We start from the raw sequence: 19,953 nt of genomic DNA on the forward strand, positions 1-19,953 counted from the left end.
GCATCTCTCCTTTGTCATTGTAATGGGCGGTCCGGGGTAGACCCGCAAGCTCCCCGGCAAGTTTCACCGGGCCGGCCAGCGGCTACGAACGGCCGCTCCCTAGCGCCGGCGGTCGAGGAAATTCACCACTACCCGGTCAAGCCAACCCCACAGGCGCTGGTGCAGGCGCATCCACAGGGGTCGCGCGCGCCACATCGCCAGGGTCACCTCGCGGCTGTCGGCGAAGTCCGCCAGCAGGCTCGCCGCCGCCTCATTGGTGAAGTCCGGGTCGAGGGCCTCGAGATTGGCGTCGAGGTTGAAGCGTAGATTCCAATGATCGAAGTTGCAGGAGCCGACGCTCACCCAATCGTCGACCATGACCATCTTCAGGTGCAGGAAGCGCGGCTGGTATTCGTGGATGCGCACGCCGGCGCGCAGCAGGCGCGGGTAGTAGCGCTGCCCGGCATAGCGCACCGGGGCGTGGTCGGTGAGCCGCCCGGCCAGCAGCAGGCGCACCTCCACGCCGCGCTGGGCGGCCTTGCGCAGGGCCCGGCGAACCTTCCAGGTCGGCAGGAAGTACGGCGTCGCCAGCCAGATCCGTCGGCGCGAGCCGTTCAGCGCGCGGACCAGCGATTGCAGGATGTCGCGGTGCTGGCGGGCGTCGGCGTAGGCCACCCGGCCCAACCCACGGGCCGCCCCCGGCTGCGGCGGAAGGCGGGTAAGGGTCATGCCCTCGCGGGGCTTCCAGGCTTTCTCTTCGAGACAGGCCAGCCATTGCCGTTCGAACAGCGCCGCCCAGTCCGCCACCACCGGGCCGTCCATCTCGACCATCACCTCGCGCCAGGCGCTGACGTCGCTGACCGGTTCCCAGAATTCGTCGGTGATCCCGGCGCCGCCGACATAACCGAGGCGCCCGTCCACCAGCAGCAGCTTGCGATGGTCGCGGTAGAGATTGCCGCCAGTCAGCTTCCAGCGCAGCGGGTTGTACAGCCGCAGTTCGCCGCCGGCCTCGCGCAGGCGCTGGATCCAGGCGCTGCCCAGGCCGAGGCAGCCGAAGCCGTCGAACAGGCAGCGCACGGCGACGCCCCGGCGGCGGGCATCCAGCAGGGCGACGAGAAACAGTTCGGCGCAATGCCCGTCTTCCACCAGGTACAGCTCCAGCTCGATGCTCCGCTGCGCCGCCTCGATGGCCAGCAGCATGCGCGGGAAGAACCGCACGCCGTCATTGAGCAGGGCGAAGCGGTTGTCGCTGCGCCAGGGAAAGACCGGGCCGCTCACCGCGAAGTGAAGATCAGCACGGCGCCGACCGGCACCGAGAGCCCGATGCTGCCGGCGCCGGCCAGCTTGCGCAGGGTCTCGATGCCGGGGGCGAGGTCGAAGTCGGCGGCGTCCAGCACCAGCGGCGACAGGGTCACCACCTGGAAGCGATGCTCGTCCAGGCGGGTCACCAACAGGTCGCTGGCGTAGCTCTTGCGCTTGCCATGCAGGCTGACGGTCACCGGCTGGCGCATTTCCAGTTGCACGCCGTCGGCCAGCTCGACGATCGGCGCCAGGTCGAGCTGGGCGGTGATCTCCGCCTCGGCGAAGCGCTTGGTCTCGAACAGATGCTCGCGGATGCGTTCGTCGCGCAGCGGGATGTCGGTGCTCACCGAGTCCAGCTCGACGCGCAGGCGCGCCTGGCCCTTGTCGTCGACCTTGCCGTGCATGACCAGGAAGCGGCCGACTTCCGAAAGGGTAGCGTTCTTGGTGGAGATGAAACTGAGTCGCGACGACTCGTAGTCCAGGTACCAGGCGGCCTGGACCGGCAAGGCCAGGAGGGCCAGGCCGAGGCAGATCAACTTGTGCATGCGGGCTCCCTTTGCGTCCGGCGCCACCTTAAACCGGCCGCCTGGGAGCAGGCAAACTCCCGCGTCAGTCGAGCGCGTGCTGCAACTGACTGACGGTATCGGCCAGGGTTCCCAGGTGCCGGCGGCGCACCCGTTCGACGCAATCCTGGTCGCGCGGCCAGTGCAGCGCCACGCTGCCGAGCAGGCGACCCTGGGCGCGTACCGGCAAGGCCACCGCGCGGATCAGGAACGGCAGGCGCACCGGATACTCCCAGTGTCCCTCGGTACGCTCGCCGTAGCCCTGGCCGTGGGCCTGCTCGCGGGTGCGCAACCAGAGGTCCTCGTCTACCTGGTGCTGGCGCGCCAGGCGGCGCACCTCGCTGTCTGCCAGTTCGCCCAGGCAGGCCTTGCCCATGGCCGAATGGAACAGGCTGGCGTGCTGGCCGACCACCAGCCGGTTGGCCGGGTAGCGCTTGCGCAGGACGCCGGGCACCGAGCTTTCCGCCACCAGCAGGCGGTCGCCGTCGAGAATCGACAAATCGGCGACCAGCCCGGTGCGCTCGCTCAACTCCACCAGCAGCGGCGCGGAACGCTCCACCATCTGGCAGCGGAAGCGCTCGGCGGCGTCACCGTAGAGGCGGGTGGAACGCAGCCGGTAGCGCCGGTCGGTCAAGCCGCGGTACAGCCAGCCCTGCTCCAGCAGGGTATGCAGCAGCCGCGACACCGTGGCCTTGGGCAGTTCGGTCAGGTAATGCAGTTCCTCGAGCCCCAGCGCCTGGTGCTGGCCCAGCAGATCGAGGATCGCCAGCGCCCGCTCCACCGAACGCACGGTTCCCGCCTCTTCTCTTTCCGGCATGACGACACCTCCACCGTCGACAGACCGTTATGGCAAAGCAAGATGCAGGCCCAGGTCATGTAGGAAGAATCTGCGAATACGCCAGCATTGCTCCGCGGCCTAGTCGATGCCCCCTGGAGCCTCGAGCATCGCCGGCGGACGGCGGCTGACCCAACGGGTCAGGCCCTCGTGGGCATGGGCCAGTTGCAGCACCGCCAGGTCGGCCTGCGCCGGGCCGATTATCTGCAATCCCATCGGCAGGCCCGCCGCGCCGAAGCCGATCGGTACGCTGATCGCCGGCAAACCGGCCAGGGTCGGGCCGATCACCACCTCCATCCAGCGGTGATAGGTGTCCATCGGCCGCCCGGCGACCTGCCGCGGCCACGCCGTTTCTGCATCGAAAGGAAACACCTGGGCGCTGGGCAGCAAGAGGAAATCGTAACGTTCGAACAGACGCGCCAGCGCCCGATACCAGTCGCTGCGATCCAGCGAGGCGCGATAGACCTCGGTGGCGCCGAGGCCGAGCCCGGACTCCACTTCCCACTGCGCCTCCGGCTTGAGCCGGACGCGCCGTGCGGGATCGGCGTAAAGCTCGCCAAGCGAGCCCTGCACCAGCCACTGGCGATGGACCAGCCAGGTGCGCCACAGGCGCTCCAGGGGATAGTCCGGCAGGCACGCCTCGACGTCGCAGCCCAGCTCGGCGAAATCGCCCAGCGCGGCTTCGCAAAGCTCCAGCACGCCCTCCTCCATCGGCAGGTAGCCGGCGTAGTCGCCGAGCCAGCCGAGCCGGGCTCCGCGGAAATCGCGCCCGAGGTCGTCGGCGAACCTGCGCGGATCGTCGCGCAACGACAGCGGACAGCGCGGATCGTAGCCGGCCTGGGTGGCCAGCAGCCGGGCCAGGTCCGCCACGCTGCGCCCCATCGGGCCTTCGGTGGCCAGTTGCTGGACGAACAGTTCCGCTTGCGGGCCGTGCGGCACCCGTCCCTGGGACGGGCGGAAGCCGTAGACGTTGTTGTAGGCGGCGGGGTTGCGCAGCGAACCCATCATGTCGCTGCCGTCGGCCACCGGCAGCATGCGCAGCGCCAGCGCCACCGCCGCCCCACCGCTGCTGCCGCCGGCGATCCGCGCCGGATCGTAGGCATTGCGGGTGGTGCCGAACAGCGGGTTGTAGGTCTGCGAGCCGAGCCCGAACTCCGGTACGTTGGTCTTGCCGATGACGATCGCACCGCTGCTCTTCACCCGCTCGACGACGATGGCGTCGTGCTCCGGCACCTGCCCGGCGAACAGCGGCGAACCCAGGGTGGTAGGAATGCCGGAGGTGGCGGCGAGGTCCTTGATCGCCTGCGGCATGCCGTGCATCCAGCCCAGCCATTCGCCGCGCGCCAGTTGCCGGTCGCGCTCGTCGGCCTGGGCGAGCAGGCGGCTTTCCGCCTGCAGCGAGACGATGGCGTTGACCCGCGGGTTGAACCGTTCGATCTGCGCCAGGTAGGCCTGCATGACCTCGCGGCAGGACAGTTCGCGTCGGCGGATCGCCGCGGACAGCGGCAGCGCGTCAAGCGCGACGATTTCCTCGTGGCCGTCGCTTCGATGGCGGGTGGCGCTCATTCACAGACTCCTTGCCGGCTTGCCCAGGGCCGGTTCACGGGGGCGCGGGGCGGGCGTCGCGCCCTCCCGCAGATAGAGGGTGGCGAGCAGCCCGAGGAAGGCCGCGCCGAGCACGTAGAACGCCGGCGCCACTGGCGAGCCGCCGACCTCGGTGAGCCAGGTGACGATGAACGGAGCGAAACCGCCGAACAGCATCACCGCCAGGTTATACGCCACCGCCAGGCCGGTGGAACGCACCCGCACCGGAAACTGCTCGGCCACCGCGGTCGGCGCCGGGCCGAAGAAGCCGCCGATCGCCGTGCACAGCAACAGTTGCATCAGCAGCAGGCGCCCCAGGCTCGGCGCCGCGGCGACCCAGGCGAACAGCGGATAGACCATGAGCATGAAGGCCAGGGTCGCGACCAGCAGCACCGGGCGCCGCCCGACCCGGTCGGAGAGTCCCCCAGCCAACGGGATCACCAGGGTCATCAGCGCCACCGCAGCCATCTGCACCATGAACACCTCGTCCAGCGGCAGGCCCAACTGCTTGTGGGCGAAGGTCGGCATATTCACCAGCACCACGTAGAAGGACACCGTGCCGATCACCGTCAGGCCCATGCTCACCAGCACGCTGCGCCGGTATTCGCGCAGCACGCCGAGCAGCCCCTGGCGCTCGCCGGGCTCCCGGATGGCTTCGAGGAAGGCCTCGGTCTCGCCCATGTAGCGGCGGATCCACAATCCCACCGGACCGATCAGCAGACCGAACAGGAACGGCACCCGCCAGCCCCAGCTCTCCAGGGCCTCGGCGTCCAGGCAATGGGTGACCAGCGCGCCCATCCCCGCACCGGCGAACACCGCCAGGCACTGGCCGAACAATTGCCAGGAACCGTAGAGACCGCGCCGGTGCGGCGGCGCGCTTTCCACCAGGAAAGCCGTGGCGCTGGCGTACTCGCCGCCGGTGGCGAAACCCTGCAGCATTCGCGCGATCACGATCAGCAACGGTGCGCCGACGCCGATCGCCGCGTAGGTCGGGGCGAAGGCGATCATCGCGATGGACAGCGTCATCAGCAGGATGATCAGTTGCATCGCCGCCTTGCGTCCCCTGCGGTCGGCATACAGGCCGAGCAGGACCCCACCGACCGGACGCATGAAGAAACCGACACCGAAGGTGGCCAGGGCCATCAACAGCGAGGTGTACTCGTCGCCGGAAGGGAAGAACAGCCTGGCGATCAGGCTGGAAAGGAAGCCGTAGACGATGAAGTCGTACCACTCCAGGGCGTTGCCGATCACGGCAGCCGCCACCTGGCGGGTACGCGAGGTACCGCTCGGGCAAGCGTGCATGGGAATCTCCTGGTAACCGGGGAATGCCGGCGCGGCTCAGGCCGCGCCGTTATTGGCGGCAGTCAGTCGAAGGCCGGACGCCGCGGGGCGGCCAGCCAGGTCTCGGCGAGCGCGCCCCAATAGGCCGCGCCCCGGACCAGGATGTCGTCGTTGAAGTCATAGGCCGGGTTGTGCACCATCGGCCGTCCTCTGCCGTTGCCGATGAACAGGTAGCTGCCGGGGCAGCGCTGTAGCATCCAGGCGAAGTCCTCGCTGCCCATCAGCTTCGGCGTGTCGCCGTCGACCTGCTCCGCGCCGGCCAGCTCGACCCCGACCTGGCGGGCGAACTCGGTTTCCTCGACGCTGTTGACCAGCACCGGATAGGCCGGGTAGTGCTCGATGCTGGCCTGGCACCCATAGCTGGCGGCCTGCAACTCGATGATCTGGCGAACCCGCTGCAGCACCTGCTCGCGCACCTGGCCGTCGAGCGCCCGCAGGCTCAGGCGCAGCACGGCGCGCTGGGGTATGACGTTGGCCGCCTCGCCGGCCTGCAATGCGCCGACCGTGACCACCGCGGCCTTCTGCGGATCGACGTTGCGCGCCACCACGCTCTGCAGGGCCATCACCGCGCTCGACGCGGCGAGCAACGGATCGACGCTCAGGTGCGGCATCGAACCGTGTCCACCGACGCCCTCCAGGGTGACGCTCAGCAGGTCCTGGGAAGCCATCATCGGTCCCGCGCGGAAGCCCAGGTGCCCGGCCTCCAGTCCCGGCATGTTGTGCATGCCGAACAGCGCATCGCAGGGAAAGCGCTCCAGCAGCCCGTCGGCGAGCATCGCCTCGGCGCCGCCCTGGCCTTCCTCGGCGGGCTGGAAGATCAGTACCAGGGTGCCGTCGAAACGCCGCGTCGCCGCCAGGTAGCGTGCCGCGCCGAGCAGCATCGCGGTGTGTCCGTCGTGGCCGCAGGCGTGCATGCGCCCGCCGTGGCAGCTGCTGTAGCCGAGCCCCGTGGCCTCGACGATCGGCAGCGCATCCATGTCCGCCCGCAGGCCGAGCCGCCGCGTACCGTCGCCCTGGCGGAGGACGCCGACCACGCCGGTGCGGCCGATCCCTTCGTGCACTTCGTAGCCCCAGCCGCGCAGGCATTCGGCGACCAGCGCGGCGGTGCGTCGCTCCTCGAAGCCCAGTTCGGGATGGGCGTGGATGTCCTGGCGCAGGCTACGCAGGTCGTCGGCGACCTCCTCGAGCCAGGCCACGATGTGTCGATGTCGAGCCATGCCGTCTCTCCTCTGGCCGGATTGCGCTCCGGTCTTGTTGGCGGGAGGCCCGGACGCAAGGCCGGCCGGGCGTGGTCACAGCTAAGCGCGGCACGCGGCGAAGGACAACGGAAGGCGGTTCCACTGGGTGGAACCCAAGGCCCGCGCCGCCCTCCGCCGGTACGTCAGAACTGTTCCGGCGGCACTTCGCGGAAGTTCAGCACGGCGAACACCGGTACCTCGGGAGTGATCGAGGGAATATTGGCCATCTCCTTCAAGGGCTTGAGCTTCTCTTCCAGGTCGAAGTCGAGCAGCTTCAGCAGCACCGGCTCCAGGGTCGCCACCTGGACCAGCCCTTCGCCCTGGCGGGTGACCAGCACGTCGGCCTTCAGGCGGCGCTGCTGGCCGTGCAGGTCGAGGGTGAAGTCGAGCTTCTCGACCCGCGACTGGCCGACCCGCAGGTCGTCGAAGCCGGCCATGTCCAGGCGGCTCTCCACGGTGGCCTCGGGGAAGCGCGAGGTTTCGAAGAAGTTGTCCTTCATTCGCTCGTCGCGCAGGGCCAGGCCGCTGTCCAGGGTGCCCAGCGGCACCACGATGCGCGCGACGCCCTGCTTGTCGATCTGGCCGCTGAGACGATCGAAGCGCTGCACCTCGGCCATCTTCGCGCGTTTCACGGAAACGAAGCTGATCCGCGAGTAATCCGGCTCCAGTTGCCATTCCGCCGCCGACAGCAGAGGGCTGAGGAGCAACAACAGGACACACAATACAACAGGCATTCCACCTCCGGCTTCGGGCCGGCGCCGTCCCTCGCCCCGCGCCCCGACATGCGCCGCCGGTCAGTCCGGCAGCCTGTCCGCCTCGGGCATGAGCCGGCATCCCTCGCGCGGGCCCAGCCAGGCGGCCGTCTGCGTACTGCCGAAGCCGCGGGCGGTCACCCGGCGGCGGGCTTCGTCGTCGAAGAAGCCGCTGATCGGCACGTACTGTTGGGTATAGGCCCGGCAATAGTCCGCGGAGTTCCCCATCACGTAGCGGCAGGAGCAGTACTCCTTGGCCGTGTAGGCGCCGATGATGGCGGGAAAGGCCGCCAGGTGGATGCGGTTCTGCCAGGCCCACGCGAGGGCAGCGAGCAGCCCCAGGACGAACAGGAAGAGCAAGGGATGGCGACGGATCATGGCCGCGCCTCCCCGGCGAACGCCGCCTGTGCCAGGCGCAGGAATTCGTTGTGGCGGAAACGCCCGTCGCGGTCGTCGGCGTAGCGCACGATCACCAGCTTCTCCTCGGGCAGCACGTAGAGCGCCTGGCCCCAGTGGCCGAGCGCGGCGAAGGCGGTCTCGGCGACGTCCGGCCAGGGCGCCGGCGCGCCTTTCACCGCACGGTTCAACCACCACTGGCCGCCCGGCACCGCCTCGCCCTCCTCTTCCGCGCTCGGCCGGTAGCGGGCGAAGGGCGTCAGGTTGAACTCGACCCATGCCAGCGGCAGCAGTTGCCGCTCGCGCCAGCGCCCGTGGCGCTGCATCAGCAGGCCGACGCGCGCCAGGTCGCGGGCGCTCATGTAGACGTACGACGAGCCGACGAACGTGCCGGCGGCGTCTCGCTCCCATACCGCCGAACGGATGCCCAGCGGCTCGAACAGCGCGCGCCAGGGGTACTCGGCATAGTCCGCGCCGAGCATGCCGTGGAGGGCCGCCGCCAGCACGTTGCTGTCGCCGCTGGAGTAGCGGAAACGCCGGCCCGGCGGCCGGGCCTGCGGGGTTTCGGCGACGAAGCCGGCCATGTCGTCACGCCCACGGGTGTAGAGCATCGCCACCACGGAGGATTTCAATGGCGCGAACTCGTAGTCCTCCTGCCAGTCCAGCCCGGAAGACCAGTTCAGCAGGTGGCGCAACGTCACCTCGGGATGACGGGCGAACGGCGGGTAGTAGCGCGCCACCGGGTCGTCGAGCTGGAAGCGCCCTTCGCCCTCGGCGACGCCAAGCAGCGTGGCGAGCAGGCTCTTGCTCACCGACCAGGTAAGGTGCGGGGTCTCTGCACGGCTCGGGCCGGCGTAGCGCTCATAGACCAGACGACCGTCGCGGATCACCACTACCGCGTCGGTGCGGATGCCTTTGCGACGAACATCGTCGCGACGACCGAAGGCATAGCGCTCGAATGCCTCCAGCGCCGGCCCCGCGGGCTGTTGGGCACGGGGCCAGTCGGTGTCGGGCCAGTCTTCGGCCAGGGCAGGGAGGGCGAATACCAGGGCCAGCGCGGCGAGGGCGCGGCGGGACAACGGCAAAGCGGGCATCGGCGGGCCCTCTCGACGGTCGAGGGGCAACCCTAGCATGGCCTCGATGACGCCAGGAAGCGCGGACTCAGCCTGGCATGCGGTAGTCGTCCGGGCCGAGCAGGTCGATGCCGCACTCGAGGTTCTCGATCCAGTAGAGGAAGGCGCTGATCATTTCCTTGCCGACGAAGGGCCGCCCGTGTTGCGGCACGATCATCTCCACATCCATGTCCCGGACCATCCGCGCCCACAGGCGGCAGATCTTGTTCGCCGCCATGTAGCGGCGATGGAATCCGTCCATGTACTGGATATGCGCGGCGAAATCGCTGACCGGCGCCGCGTCGTCCACCAGCGAGGCGCCCATATCGCCCGAGAAAAGGATCTTGCTCACCGGGTCGTAGAGCTGGAAGTTGCCCACCGAATGCAGGAAATGCGCGGGGATCGCCTTCAACGAGCAGTCGCCGAGAGCGATCGCCTGGCCGCGGTCGGGCAACGGCATGACCCGGTCGTAGGTGTTGATGCCATGGCTGACCGCCAGGTAGTTGGCCGTCAGGTGCGGCAGGAAGCGCGCCCACAGCTTGGAGCAGATCACCCGGGCGCGGGTGTGCAGCAGCCACTTGTCGAGGGCGGCGATGATGTCCGGGTCCTGGTGCGAAGCGAAGATGTAGTCCAGCTCCTGCAGCGGAAAGCGTTTCGACAATTCCAGCGAGAGCGGCGTGTAGGTCAGGTCGCCGCCGGGATCGAGCAGCAGGTACTGGCCGTTGTCGACGATCAGGAACTGGTTGGACTGGACCCCTTCGCCGCTGACGAGGTCATCGAAACACAGGCACTGGTGGCTGCCGTTGTCGAACAGCACGATCGGTTCGCGTCGCATGGTCGGTGAAATCTACTCTGTGCAGGCGCCGAGGAGCATTCCTCGCCGGATGCTGCGCAGGGTAAGCGCCTGCGGCGCGGCGCCTCACTGACCTGGGTCAAGCCCGAGGCGGGTCAAGGCCTTCTCCAGGCGAACTTTGCGGGCCCCGTTGGCAATCGCCAGCAAGCCGCGATCGCGTTGCCACAATGCCTCCCAGGTCGAGGCGTTGGCGGCGAAGGCGGCATCCAGTTGCCCCTCCAGCGCCGAGAACTGTTCGAACAGCCCAGCCAGTACCGCCTGGGTGCCGACGCAGGCGACCGGATGCCGCGCGACCTCGGCGCAGCCGCCGAGGATGCCGGCCAGGCGCAGCAGCAGCGGCGAGGGCCAGCCGCATTCATGGCCGACCCCATAGAGCCAGCCGACCAGCGCCGCCAGCACATGGACATCCTCCAGCAGGCGGAACGGCCTGACGTAGTCGTCCCAACCATCGCCGGGCAGGCGCTCGCAATGGGCACCGTCGAGCAACAGGCGGGAATGCGGCACATCCGGCATCAGCGGCAGCGCCGGCAACGCCTCCAGGCGCGCCCCCGGGGCGCCGGCCAGGACCACCGTCATCGACAGTCGCGGCGGCTGCCCCGGAGCCTCGTCGCGGGCGGCCACCAGCCACCAGGAGGCGCTGTCGCCAGCGGTGACGAAATCCTTTTGTCCATGCAGGACCAGCCCCTCCAGGCGGGTCTGCAGGTCCGCCGGGCGCACGCTGCGCTTCTCGGTCACGCACAGCGCGCCGAGACCTTCCGGCGCCGCCGGCCAGAGCGCGCGCAGGGCCGCCTGGTAGCCGGCGAGGAAGGCCAGGCCCGGACTCGCGGCCAATCGTCCGCCGAGCACCGCCCGCTCCAGGGTGCCAAGACCGTCGGCGCGCGCCAGGGCGGCGGCGTGCCAGTCTTCCAGGGAGCCTTCGGTGGGCAGGCGGTCGAGCGGGCCGAGCAAGCGTTGCCAGGACATGGCGGACTCCAGTGTGGAATGTGTCGGAACCGGCATCCTGCCGAGGGTGCCAGCGTTGAACAACGGCGCGTTACATCCGGCGACAATGTCATACAAGCATCACGCCCCTGTCACAGGGGTGACACCGCGCCTTCCTAGCCTGAGCTTGCACAACAAAGCCGAGCGGCCGCAACCCGCGGCGCCGGCCCAAGGAGGCCCAGGCATGACCCAGACCGCCATTACCCGCGAACCCGTCGCCGGACGCCGCCTGAAGGCCGAGCGCCTGAACGGCGCCCGCGCCCTGCGCGAGGCCCAGGCCCTGCGCTACCGCGTATTCAGCGCCGAGTTCGACGCCAAGCTCGAAGGCGCCGAAGACGGCCTCGACCGCGACGACTACGACCGTCACTGCGCGCACATCGGCGTCCGCGACCTCGACAGCGGCGCCCTGGTGGCCACCACCCGGCTGCTCGACCATCGCGCCGCCGAACGCCTCGGGCGCTTCTACAGCGAAGAGGAGTTCCACCTCTCCGGCCTCGACGCCCTGCACGGCCCGGTCCTGGAGATCGGCCGCACCTGCGTCGCTCCCGAATACCGCAACGGCGCCACCATCGCGGTACTCTGGGGCGAACTCGCCGAGGTCCTCAACGAGGGCGGCTACCGCTACCTGATGGGCTGCGCCAGCATTCCCATGCGCGACGGCGGTATGCAGGCCAAGGCGGTGATGCAGCGGCTGCGCGAACGCTACCTGTGCACCGACTACCTGCAGGCCGAGCCGAAGAACCCGCTGCCGCCGCTGGACGTCCCGGAAAACCTCACCGCCGAGCTGCCGCCGCTGCTCAAGGCCTACATGCGCCTGGGCGCCAAGATCTGCGGCGAGCCTTGCTGGGACCCGGATTTCCAGGTCGCCGACGTGTTCATCCTGCTCAAGCGCGACGAACTCTGCCCGCGCTACGCCCGCCACTTCAAGGCAGCGGTCTGATGGCGCGGCTGCGCCTGCTGCTGCGCAGCGCACGCCTGCTCGGGCTGGTCGCGCTCGGGCTGGGCCTGGCCGCTTGGGTCAGCCTGCGCGAGCGGCTGCCCGGCGCCGACGTCACGCCGCTGCGCCAGCGCCTGACCCGCTGGTGGCTGGCGCGCCTCTGCGCGGCCCTGCCCTTCGAGGTCAGGGTCAGCGGCGAAGCGCCCCGGCAACCCATGCTGTGGGTAGCCAACCATGTGTCCTGGACCGATATCCCGCTGCTCGGCGCCCTGGCGCCGCTGACCTTCCTGTCCAAGGCCGAGGTGCGTGCCTGGCCGCTGGCCGGCTGGCTGGCGGAAAAGGCCGGCACCCTGTTCATCCGCCGCGGCTCGGGCGACAGCCGGCTGATCAACCAGCGCTTGGCCGAACAGCTGCACCGCGGACGCAACCTGCTGATCTTCCCGGAAGGCACCACCACCAACGGCGAAAGCCTGCGCACCTTCCACGGTCGCCTGATGGCCAGCGCCCTGGAAGCCGGCGTGGCGGTGCAGCCGGTGGCCATCAGCTACCGCCGCGACGGCGTGCCCGATGCGCTGGCGCCGTTCATCGGCGACGACGACCTGCTCAGCCACCTCGGCCGCCTGCTGCGCGGCGAGCGCGGCAGCGTGCATATCCAGCTGCTGGAACCGATCCCCAGCCAGGGCCTGGACCGCGCCGAACTGGCCCGCCAGGCCCAGCAGGCGGTGCGCCTGGCGCTGTTCGGCACTGCCGCCCCTACGCAAACCCGGCGCGCCGCCTAGTCGCGCTTGGGCGGCACCGCCAGCACGTCGCACGGCAGGTCGCCGAGGGCCGCCTCGGCCACGCTGCCGATCAGCGCGCGGCGGAAGCCGGTCAGGCCCTGGGTGCCGAGCACCGTCAACTGCGGCGCCTGGCGGCGTACCTCGGTCATGATCACGTTGATCGGCAAGCCTTCGCCGACGCGCAACTGGATGTCCTCGCGGCCCAGCCCCAGGCCGGCGACGTAGTCGCGCAGCTCGACGTTGGCCTTGAGTTCCTCCTGGTCGACGTAATGCTCGACGCGGTCTTCCTTGATCCCCGAATAACGCATCATGCCTTTCGCGAACGGCTCGAAGGCATGCAGCGCGGTGAGGCTGGCGGCGTCGAGGAAGCCGAGCTGGCCGGCCATCTGCACCGCGCGCGTCGAGGTCGGCGAGAAGTCCAGCGCCAGCAGCACCCGGCGGTACTCCTCTTCCGGCGCACCGGCCGCGCGCAGCACCGGGATCTTCGCATTGCGTACCACCCGCTCCAGGGTGGTGCCGATGAACAGGTCGCGCAGCGGCGTGTGCCGGTGCGCGCCCATCACCAGCAGGTCGGCGCCGATCTCCTCGGCCACCGCGTTGATCACCACCACCGGATCGCCGACCCGCACGATCGCCTTGGACTCGACGCCGAGGCGCTCCTTCAGGGCCTGTCCGTTCACTTCCAGCAGGTTGGCGATGGCCAGCCGTTGCGGCGCGATCAGCACCGGCGGCTGGTCGTCGTCGAGCACGTTCAGCACGGTCAGTTCGGCATTCCTCGCCTTGGCCAGCGCCGCGGCGCGCATGACCGCCAGCTCGGAACGCGAGGACAGGTCGGTCGCCACCAGGATTCGTTTCATCTTCCACCTCCATTGGCAGAGCGTTGAACGTCGGCCCCATTGAACGATCGACGCGACCGCTGCCGGTTGATGTGCATCAAGCGGATGCTTCGGACTGAAACAATTGATAGGTGATTCCGCCGGCCGGGCCAATGGCCGCTGCGCCAGGCTCAGCGCTGGCTCAGGGCGAAAGCCTGGAGTTGCGGGTAGAAGGCGCGGAAATCCGCGCTCAGGTCATCGTAGCGCTGGGCCAGTTCTTCCCAGGAGCCGTCCAGCAGGTGCGGTCGCGACAGCCTCCGCGACATACCGCCCAGCACTTCGCGCAAGACCGCGAACTCGCGGTAGCTGCCCAACCAGTCCTGGGCCGCCATCCGCGGCGCGATGCGCGCCAGGCGCTCCGGCAGCGGCGAGGCGGTGCGCAGGGTGCCGTAGACCCGCTCGACGAACTGCGGCAGCGGTTCGTCGGCGTAGTCGTTCCAGTCGCGCGCCAGGCAGTGGTCGAAGAACACGTCCAGCAGGACGCCGGCGAAACGCCGGCGCTCCAGCGGGAAGCGCCGCTTGGCCGCATGCACCAGTGGGTGGCTGTCGGTGAAGGCGTCGATGCGCCGGTGCAACTGGATGGCCCGCTCGATCTCGTCCGGCCATTGTCCCTGCAGGCGGCCCTTGACGAAGTCGCCGTACAGGCTGCCGAGCAGTTGGGCCGGTTGCGGGCCGCCGAGGTGGAGATGCGCGAGGTAGTTCATGCGGGCTAGCTTACCCCAGGGACGGAACGGTCGTTTCGATCATCGTCATCAGCCCTGTCGATAGCGACTATCGTCGCAATCGATCCCCATATCGTCCCACACCGATATATAGTTCGTCCCAACCCGATATGGACGGCCAACGGACCACCGCCATGCCACTGGACATCGACGAAATCATCAAGGCTCTCTCCCACCCGGTGCGACGCGACATGCTGCGCTGGCTGAAGGAACCGGAGAAGTACTTCGTCGAGCAGGACCACCCGTTCGAGATCGGCGTCTGCGCCGGCAAGTTCGACCAGCGTACCGGTCTCTCCCAGTCCACCGTATCGGTACACCTCGCCACCCTGCAACGCGCCGGTCTGGTGACCAGCCGCCGGGTCGGCCAGTGGAACTTCTTCAAGCGCAACGAGGAGACCATCCAGGCCTTCCTCGACCAACTCGGCGACGAGCTGTAAGCAGCACTCGCTTCCACCCCACCACCTCGCAGTCCAGGAGCTCGACCGATGCCGGCGTCTCTTCTCGTCCTCGCTTTATCCGCCTTTGCCATCGGTACCACCGAATTCGTCATCATGGGCCTGCTGCCGCAGGTCGCCGGCGACCTGCGGGTATCCATTCCCAGCGCCGGCTGGCTGATCAGCGGCTACGCCTTCGCCGTGGCCTTCGGCGCCCCGCTGATGGCCATGGCCACCGCCCGCCTGGAACGCAAGAAAGCCCTGCTCGCGCTGATGGGCATCTTCATCGTCGGCAACCTGCTCTGCGCGGTGGCCGCCAACTACGGCCTGCTGATGCTGGCGCGGATCGTCACCGCGCTCTGCCATGGCGCCTTCTTCGGCATCGGCTCGGTGGTCGCCGCCAGCCTGGTGGCGCCGAACCGCCGCGCTTCCGCCGTGGCCCTGATGTTCACCGGCCTGACCCTGGCCAACGTGCTCGGCGTGCCGCTGGGTACCGCGCTCGGCCAGGAAGCCGGCTGGCGCGCGACCTTCTGGGTGGTGACCCTGATCGGCGTGGTCGCCTTCGTCGGCCTGGCCAGGGTGCTGCCAAACGACCGCGAGGAAGAGAAGGTCGACCTGCGCCAGGAAATGTCCGCGCTGAAGAACCCGTCGCTGTGGCTGGCCCTGGGCACCACCGTGCTGTTCGCCGCCTCGATGTTCGCCCTGTTCACCTACGTCGCGCCGCTGCTCGGCGAAGTCACCGGGGTCAGCCCGCGCGGCGTGACCTGGACCCTGCTGCTGATCGGCGTCGGCCTGACCGTCGGCAACGTGATCGGCGGCCGCCTCGCCGACTGGCGCCTGGGCACCACCATGGCCGCGGTGTTCGCCGCCATGGCGCTGGTCTCGGCGCTGTTCAGCTGGACCAGCCAGGCCCTGCTGCCGGCGGAGATCACCCTGTTCTTCTGGGCCGCCGCCGCCTTCGCCGCGGTGCCCGCGCTGCAGGTCAACGTGGTCCGCGTCGGGCATGCCGCGCCGAACCTGGTGGCGACCCTGAACATCGGCGCCTTCAACGTCGGCAACGCGCTCGGCGCCTGGGTCGGCGGCAGCGTCATCGACCACGGCCTGGGCCTGACCCGCGTGCCGCTGGCCGCCGCCGCGCTGGCCGCGCTGGCGCTGCTGGCCACCCTGATCGCCTTTTCCGGAAACGGCCGCGCCCAGGCGCAGCCGGTCCTCGATTGATCCCCTGTCCGTCTATTCCCTAGTGGAGGATGTTCCATGGCTACTCTGTTCGATCCCATCGTGCTCGGCGACCTCGAGCTGCCCAACCGCATCGTCATGGCGCCGCTGACCCGCTGCCGCGCCGATGAAGGCCGCGTGCCCAACGCCCTGATGGCCGAGTACTACGCCCAGCGCGCCGATGCCGGCCTGATCCTCAGCGAGGCCACCGCGGTCACGCCGATGGGCGTGGGCTACCCCGACACCCCCGGCATCTGGTCCGATGACCAGGTCCGTGGCTGGAGCAACGTGACCAAGGCGGTGCACGCCGCCGGCGGGCGCATCTTCCTGCAACTCTGGCACGTCGGGCGGATTTCCGATCCGCTCTACCTGAATGGCGAGCTGCCGGTGGCGCCGAGCGCCATCGCCGCCGAGGGGCACGTCAGCCTGGTGCGCCCGAAGCGTCCCTACGTCACCCCGCGCGCGCTGGACACCGAGGAGATCGCCGACATCGTCGAGGCCTACCGCCAGGGCGCCGAGCGGGCCAAGGCCGCCGGCTTCGACGGCGTGGAGATCCACGGCGCCAACGGCTACCTGCTCGACCAGTTCCTCCAGGACAGCACCAACAAGCGCACCGACCGCTACGGCGGCTCCATCGAGAACCGCGCGCGCCTGCTGCTGGAGGTCACCGACGCGGCGATCTCCGTATGGGGCGCCCAGCGCGTCGGCGTACACCTGGCGCCGCGTGCCGACTCCCACGACATGGGCGATTCCAACCGCCTGGAAACCTTCAGCCATGTCGCCCGTGAGCTGGGCAAGCGCGGCATCGCCTTCATCTGCGCCCGCGAAGCGCAGGCCGACGACAGCATCGGCGTAGCCCTGAAGAAAGCCTTCGGCGGACCCTACATCGCCAACGAGCAGTTCACCCTCGACAGCGCCAACGCCATCCTGGCCAAGGGCGACGCCGATGCGGTGGCCTTCGGCGTCCCCTTCATCGCCAACCCGGACCTGGTCGAACGCCTGCGCCAGGGCGCCGAACTGAACCCGCCGCGCCCGGAAACCTTCTATACCGGCGGTACCGAAGGCTACCTGGACTATCCGACCCTGGCCTGATCGCGCCAGCCAGGAAGAGCCCGCCACGCTTGTCGTGGCGGGCTCTGTGCTTTGCCTGTCTAGCGCAGGCGGAAATACGGCTCCGGCTCCGCGCACGGATCGCGCTGGGCGCAGCCCTTGCAACCGCCGCCGCAACCGCCCGAGCTTTGCGCAGCCACCCGCTCGACCTTGCCGAGCGCGATCAGCCGCTCCAGGATCGCCTCCACCAGCGCCGGCGGCGCGTCCACCTGGCGGCTGAGCTGTTTCAGCCCACGCGCCTGGCCGTCTTCCAGGGCGGCGCGGATCTGCATGAGTGTCGCCATCAGTGACATCCTCCCTGCCCGCTCGGGGCATCGGCCATTCGGCCTGGCAGTTGCAGTACCTGCTCACGGCCGAACAGACGCAGGCAGGTCATCAGGATCAGGTTGAAGAGCAGCACCACGGCGATGGTCAGGACGCTACGCTCGGGGTGCGCGGCGAAGGTGGCGACCTGGTAGCAGAGGGTCGCCAGCGAGTAGGCGACGTTCAGCCCCCAGAGCACCGAGAAAGCCATCCAGCCCTTGCTGCTTTCCCGGGCGATCGCGCCCATGGCGGTCACGCAGGGCACGTAGAGCAGGACGAAGACCAGATAGCTGTAGGCCGCGATGGGGCTGCCGAACTTGCTCGCCATGGTGCCCATCGAGCCGCTCTCCATGTCGCCGTCGGCCATGCTCGCCTCCACCGGGTTGGCCAGCACGCTGAGGCTGAAGGTATCGACCAGGCCGTCCCAGGTCTCGACCAGGGCGTCGCGCAGTTGCCCGGGCAGGTCGTAGCCTTCGTAGTCGAAGGCCTCGCCCTGGATCTGCTCGGCGGTGTAGAGGGTGTTCAGGGTGCCGACCACCACTTCCTTGGCCATCGCCCCGGTGACCAGGCCGACGGTGGCCTGCCAGTTGTCCGGCTGCACCCCGAGCGGCGCCAGCAGCGGAGTGAGACGCTGGCTGACGCTGGCCAGGGCGGAATGGCCGATGTCGCCCTGCACCGGCTTGCCGTCGAGGGTGATGCTGTTCAGGCCGCCGATCACCAGGCTGACCAGGATGATCACCTTGCCGGCCCGCACCACGAAGCCGCGCAGGCGCGACCAGGTCTGCAGCAGCAGGCTCTTAAGGTGTGGCACATGGTACAGCGGCAGTTCCATGACGAACGGCGAGGCCTCGCCGCGCATCAAAGTGTGCTTGAGCAACAGCCCGGTGAGGATCGCCACGACGATGCCGAGCAGGTACAGGGAGAAGATCACCAGCGCGCCGCCCTGGCCGAAGAAGGCCCCAGCGAATACGGCGAAGATCGCCAGGCGCGCGCCGCAGGACATGAACGGCGCCATCATGATGGTAATCAGCCGCTCGCGCTGCGCGTCCAGGGTCCGCGCGCCCATGATCGACGGTACGTTGCAGCCGAAACCGACGATCAGCGGCACGAACGACTTGCCCGGCAGGCCCAGCGCCTGCATCAGGCGGTCCATGACGAAGGCCGCGCGGGCCATGTAGCCGGAATCCTCGAGCAGCGAGAGGAACAGGTACATCAAGCCGATCTGCGGCACCAGCGGCAACACCGTGTTGACCCCGCCACCGATGCCCTGGGCGAGGAACACCGTGAGCCAATCGGGCAGGCCGAAGCGGATACCCAGCCACTGGATGCCGTCGATGAAGATCGCCGACGAGCCCTTGTCGAAGATCGGCTGTAGCGCCCCGCCGATGTTGATGGCGAAGAAGAACATCAGGTACATCACCAGCAGGAAGATCGGCAGACCCAGCCAGCGATTCAGGACGACCCGGTCGAGCCATTGGGTCAGCCGGTGCGGCTGAGCCTGCTGGTGGTCGCAGACCGCCGCGCAGATCTCGCCGATCAGCCGGTAGCGCGCATCGACGATCGCCAGCTCGGGCTCCTCACCGCAGCCCTGGCGCGCCTGTTCCAGGGTGGCGGGCGGCAAGCCCAGCGCCGGGCCGTTGAAGATATCGCCTTCCAGCGCCTGTAACGCCAGCCAGCGCGGCTCGATGGCCGAGGCCGCCGGAGCGCGCGTTTCCAGGAGGTAGCCGACCTGCGCCTGGATGGCCGGCGGGTAATCCACCGCCAGCGCCGCCTGCGGGAGCTGTAGGGAGTCGATGGCCGCCTTCAGTTCGTCGATGCCATCGGCGCGGGTGGATACCAGCGGCACCACCGGGCAACCGAGACGCCGCGCCAGACCGTCAATGTCGATGCGGATGCGCTGGCTACGGGCGATGTCGAGCATGTTCAGCGCGACGATGCAGGGGATGCCCATCTCCCGCAGCTGCACCGTGAGGTACAGGTTGCGCTCCAGGTTCGCCGCATCCACCACGTTGACCAGCACGTCGACTTCGCCGCTGGCGATGTAGCGGCAGGCGATCTGCTCGTCCAGCGAGGCCTGGGCGGAAACGCTGGTCAACGAATAGGTGCCGGGCAGGTCGACCAGGCGTACCGCGTGGCGGGCGGTGTGGAACGCACCCTCCTTGCGCTCCACGGTGACGCCGGCCCAGTTGCCGACCCGCTGGCGCGAGCCGGTGAGCTGGTTGAACAGGGTGGTCTTGCCGGAGTTGGGATTGCCGATCAGGCCGAGGGTCAATGCGGTCATGGGGATTCCGGGCGGGGTCAGTCGAGCGGGACGAGGGTCAGCAGGGCGAGGTCCTTGCGCCGCAGCGCCAGGCTGGTCTGGCGGGTCTCGACCTGGATCGGGTCGCCCAGCGGGGCGATGCGCACCACGCGCAGCGCCGCGCCGGGCAGAAGCCCCATGGAGAACAGGCGTTGGCGATAGCCGTTGCTGATGGCGGGGGAATAACCGGTGATGCGGTAGGAACGGGACGGTTGCAATGCGCTCATGGCGGATTCCAGGCAGAGGAAGGGACCAATGGCCTCCCTGGCCGGTGACCGAGAATCTAAACGACTCTCACTTAAGGCTCGCTTAAGGACGCAGTATCGGAGTGGAGGAGCAGCGG

At 69.0% G+C, this 19,953-nt stretch carries 20 protein-coding genes and 1 pseudogene; 5 read left to right on the plus strand and 16 right to left on the minus strand.

The window, feature by feature from the left end; all coding sequences use genetic code 11:
• Positions 1-99: 99 nt before the first annotated feature.
• The 11 genes and pseudogenes from AT700_RS22550 to AT700_RS22600 form a co-directional block, all read right to left on the minus strand.
• On the minus strand, positions 100-1,179 hold the full coding sequence (locus AT700_RS22550; protein WP_003120863.1) for a phospholipase D-like domain-containing protein: 1,080 nt from the start codon (positions 1,177-1,179) through the stop codon (positions 100-102).
• Positions 1,180-1,253: 74 nt separating this feature from the next.
• Positions 1,254-1,826: a YceI family protein gene (locus tag AT700_RS22555; RefSeq protein ID WP_003093949.1), complete on the minus strand. Its 573-nt coding sequence runs from the start codon at positions 1,824-1,826 to the stop codon at positions 1,254-1,256.
• Between the two features lie 64 nt (positions 1,827-1,890).
• Positions 1,891-2,661: an IclR family transcriptional regulator gene (locus tag AT700_RS22560; RefSeq protein WP_003120864.1), complete on the minus strand. Its 771-nt coding sequence runs from the start codon at positions 2,659-2,661 to the stop codon at positions 1,891-1,893.
• A gap of 99 nt (positions 2,662-2,760) precedes the next feature.
• Positions 2,761-4,245, minus strand: coding sequence for an amidase (locus AT700_RS22565; RefSeq protein ID WP_003123277.1), 1,485 nt, complete (start codon positions 4,243-4,245; stop codon positions 2,761-2,763).
• Positions 4,246-5,565: a citrate-proton symporter gene (locus AT700_RS22570; RefSeq protein ID WP_003110047.1), complete on the minus strand. Its 1,320-nt coding sequence runs from the start codon at positions 5,563-5,565 to the stop codon at positions 4,246-4,248.
• Positions 5,566-5,601: 36 nt separating this feature from the next.
• Positions 5,602-6,821: pseudogene (locus AT700_RS22575) on the minus strand (M20 aminoacylase family protein).
• A gap of 164 nt (positions 6,822-6,985) precedes the next feature.
• A complete protein-coding gene (locus AT700_RS22580) occupies positions 6,986-7,576 on the minus strand; it encodes a YceI family protein (protein ID WP_003120867.1) in 591 nt (196 codons plus the stop codon).
• Between the two features lie 60 nt (positions 7,577-7,636).
• Positions 7,637-7,972, minus strand: coding sequence for a hypothetical protein (locus tag AT700_RS22585; protein ID WP_048521621.1), 336 nt, complete (start codon positions 7,970-7,972; stop codon positions 7,637-7,639).
• Positions 7,969-9,084 carry a serine hydrolase domain-containing protein gene (locus AT700_RS22590; protein WP_003101127.1) on the minus strand — a complete coding sequence of 372 codons (1,116 nt, stop codon included), beginning with the start codon at positions 9,082-9,084 and terminating at the stop codon, positions 7,969-7,971. Before AT700_RS22590 ends, AT700_RS22585 begins: the two co-directional genes overlap by 4 nt.
• Before the next feature lie 67 nt (positions 9,085-9,151).
• Positions 9,152-9,937, minus strand: a complete 786-nt coding sequence (locus AT700_RS22595) for an MBL fold metallo-hydrolase (protein ID WP_003093967.1) — start codon at positions 9,935-9,937, stop codon at positions 9,152-9,154.
• 84 nt (positions 9,938-10,021) lie between these two features.
• Complete coding sequence (locus tag AT700_RS22600) at positions 10,022-10,918, minus strand: acyl-CoA dehydrogenase family protein (RefSeq protein ID WP_003093969.1); 897 nt, start codon at positions 10,916-10,918, stop codon at positions 10,022-10,024.
• Between the two features lie 202 nt (positions 10,919-11,120).
• Between AT700_RS22600 and olsB the strand changes: the two genes are divergently transcribed.
• Both olsB and olsA read left to right on the plus strand, forming a co-directional pair.
• On the plus strand, positions 11,121-11,876 hold the full coding sequence (gene olsB, locus AT700_RS22605; protein WP_003093970.1) for an L-ornithine N(alpha)-acyltransferase: 756 nt from the start codon (positions 11,121-11,123) through the stop codon (positions 11,874-11,876).
• On the plus strand, positions 11,876-12,652 hold the full coding sequence (gene olsA, locus AT700_RS22610) for a lyso-ornithine lipid O-acyltransferase (protein ID WP_003455468.1): 777 nt from the start codon (positions 11,876-11,878) through the stop codon (positions 12,650-12,652). The genes olsB and olsA overlap by 1 nt, the downstream gene beginning before the upstream one ends.
• Here olsA and AT700_RS22615 read toward each other — a convergent pair.
• Together AT700_RS22615 and AT700_RS22620 are read right to left on the minus strand one after the other, a co-directional pair.
• Positions 12,649-13,509 (minus strand): universal stress protein, encoded by an 861-nt coding sequence (locus AT700_RS22615; RefSeq protein ID WP_003093974.1) that lies wholly within the window; start codon positions 13,507-13,509, stop codon positions 12,649-12,651. The genes olsA and AT700_RS22615 overlap by 4 nt on opposite strands.
• Positions 13,510-13,658: 149 nt before the next feature.
• A complete protein-coding gene (locus AT700_RS22620; protein WP_003093976.1) occupies positions 13,659-14,231 on the minus strand; it encodes an ACP phosphodiesterase in 573 nt (190 codons plus the stop codon).
• Positions 14,232-14,383: 152 nt separating this feature from the next.
• Here AT700_RS22620 and pyeR point away from each other — a divergent pair, with 152 nt between their 5' ends.
• Genes pyeR through AT700_RS22635 form a run of 3 tightly spaced genes read left to right on the plus strand, consistent with a single transcriptional unit; the run spans position 14,384 to position 16,990 of the window.
• Complete coding sequence (gene pyeR, locus AT700_RS22625) at positions 14,384-14,686, plus strand: ArsR family transcriptional repressor PyeR (protein WP_003093978.1); 303 nt, start codon at positions 14,384-14,386, stop codon at positions 14,684-14,686.
• 48 nt (positions 14,687-14,734) lie between these two features.
• On the plus strand, positions 14,735-15,901 hold the full coding sequence (locus AT700_RS22630) for an MFS transporter (RefSeq protein WP_003103801.1): 1,167 nt from the start codon (positions 14,735-14,737) through the stop codon (positions 15,899-15,901).
• A gap of 36 nt (positions 15,902-15,937) precedes the next feature.
• Positions 15,938-16,990, plus strand: a complete 1,053-nt coding sequence (locus AT700_RS22635) for an alkene reductase (RefSeq protein ID WP_003103810.1) — start codon at positions 15,938-15,940, stop codon at positions 16,988-16,990.
• 59 nt (positions 16,991-17,049) lie between these two features.
• Here the strand turns inward: AT700_RS22635 and AT700_RS22640 are convergent, their stop codons facing one another.
• From AT700_RS22640 to feoA, 3 genes are read right to left on the minus strand one after another with little or no spacing between them, the layout of a single operon-like run.
• Positions 17,050-17,292: a FeoC-like transcriptional regulator gene (locus AT700_RS22640; RefSeq protein ID WP_003093982.1), complete on the minus strand. Its 243-nt coding sequence runs from the start codon at positions 17,290-17,292 to the stop codon at positions 17,050-17,052.
• Positions 17,292-19,592 (minus strand): Fe(2+) transporter permease subunit FeoB, encoded by a 2,301-nt coding sequence (gene feoB / locus AT700_RS22645; RefSeq protein ID WP_023096983.1) that lies wholly within the window; start codon positions 19,590-19,592, stop codon positions 17,292-17,294. The genes AT700_RS22640 and feoB overlap by 1 nt, the downstream gene beginning before the upstream one ends.
• A 17-nt stretch (positions 19,593-19,609) precedes the next feature.
• Positions 19,610-19,837: a ferrous iron transporter A gene (feoA, locus tag AT700_RS22650; protein ID WP_003103819.1), complete on the minus strand. Its 228-nt coding sequence runs from the start codon at positions 19,835-19,837 to the stop codon at positions 19,610-19,612.
• Positions 19,838-19,953: the final 116 nt, after the last annotated feature.

It is taken from the genome of Pseudomonas aeruginosa (assembly GCF_001457615.1).
Taxonomy (GTDB): domain Bacteria; phylum Pseudomonadota; class Gammaproteobacteria; order Pseudomonadales; family Pseudomonadaceae; genus Pseudomonas; species Pseudomonas aeruginosa.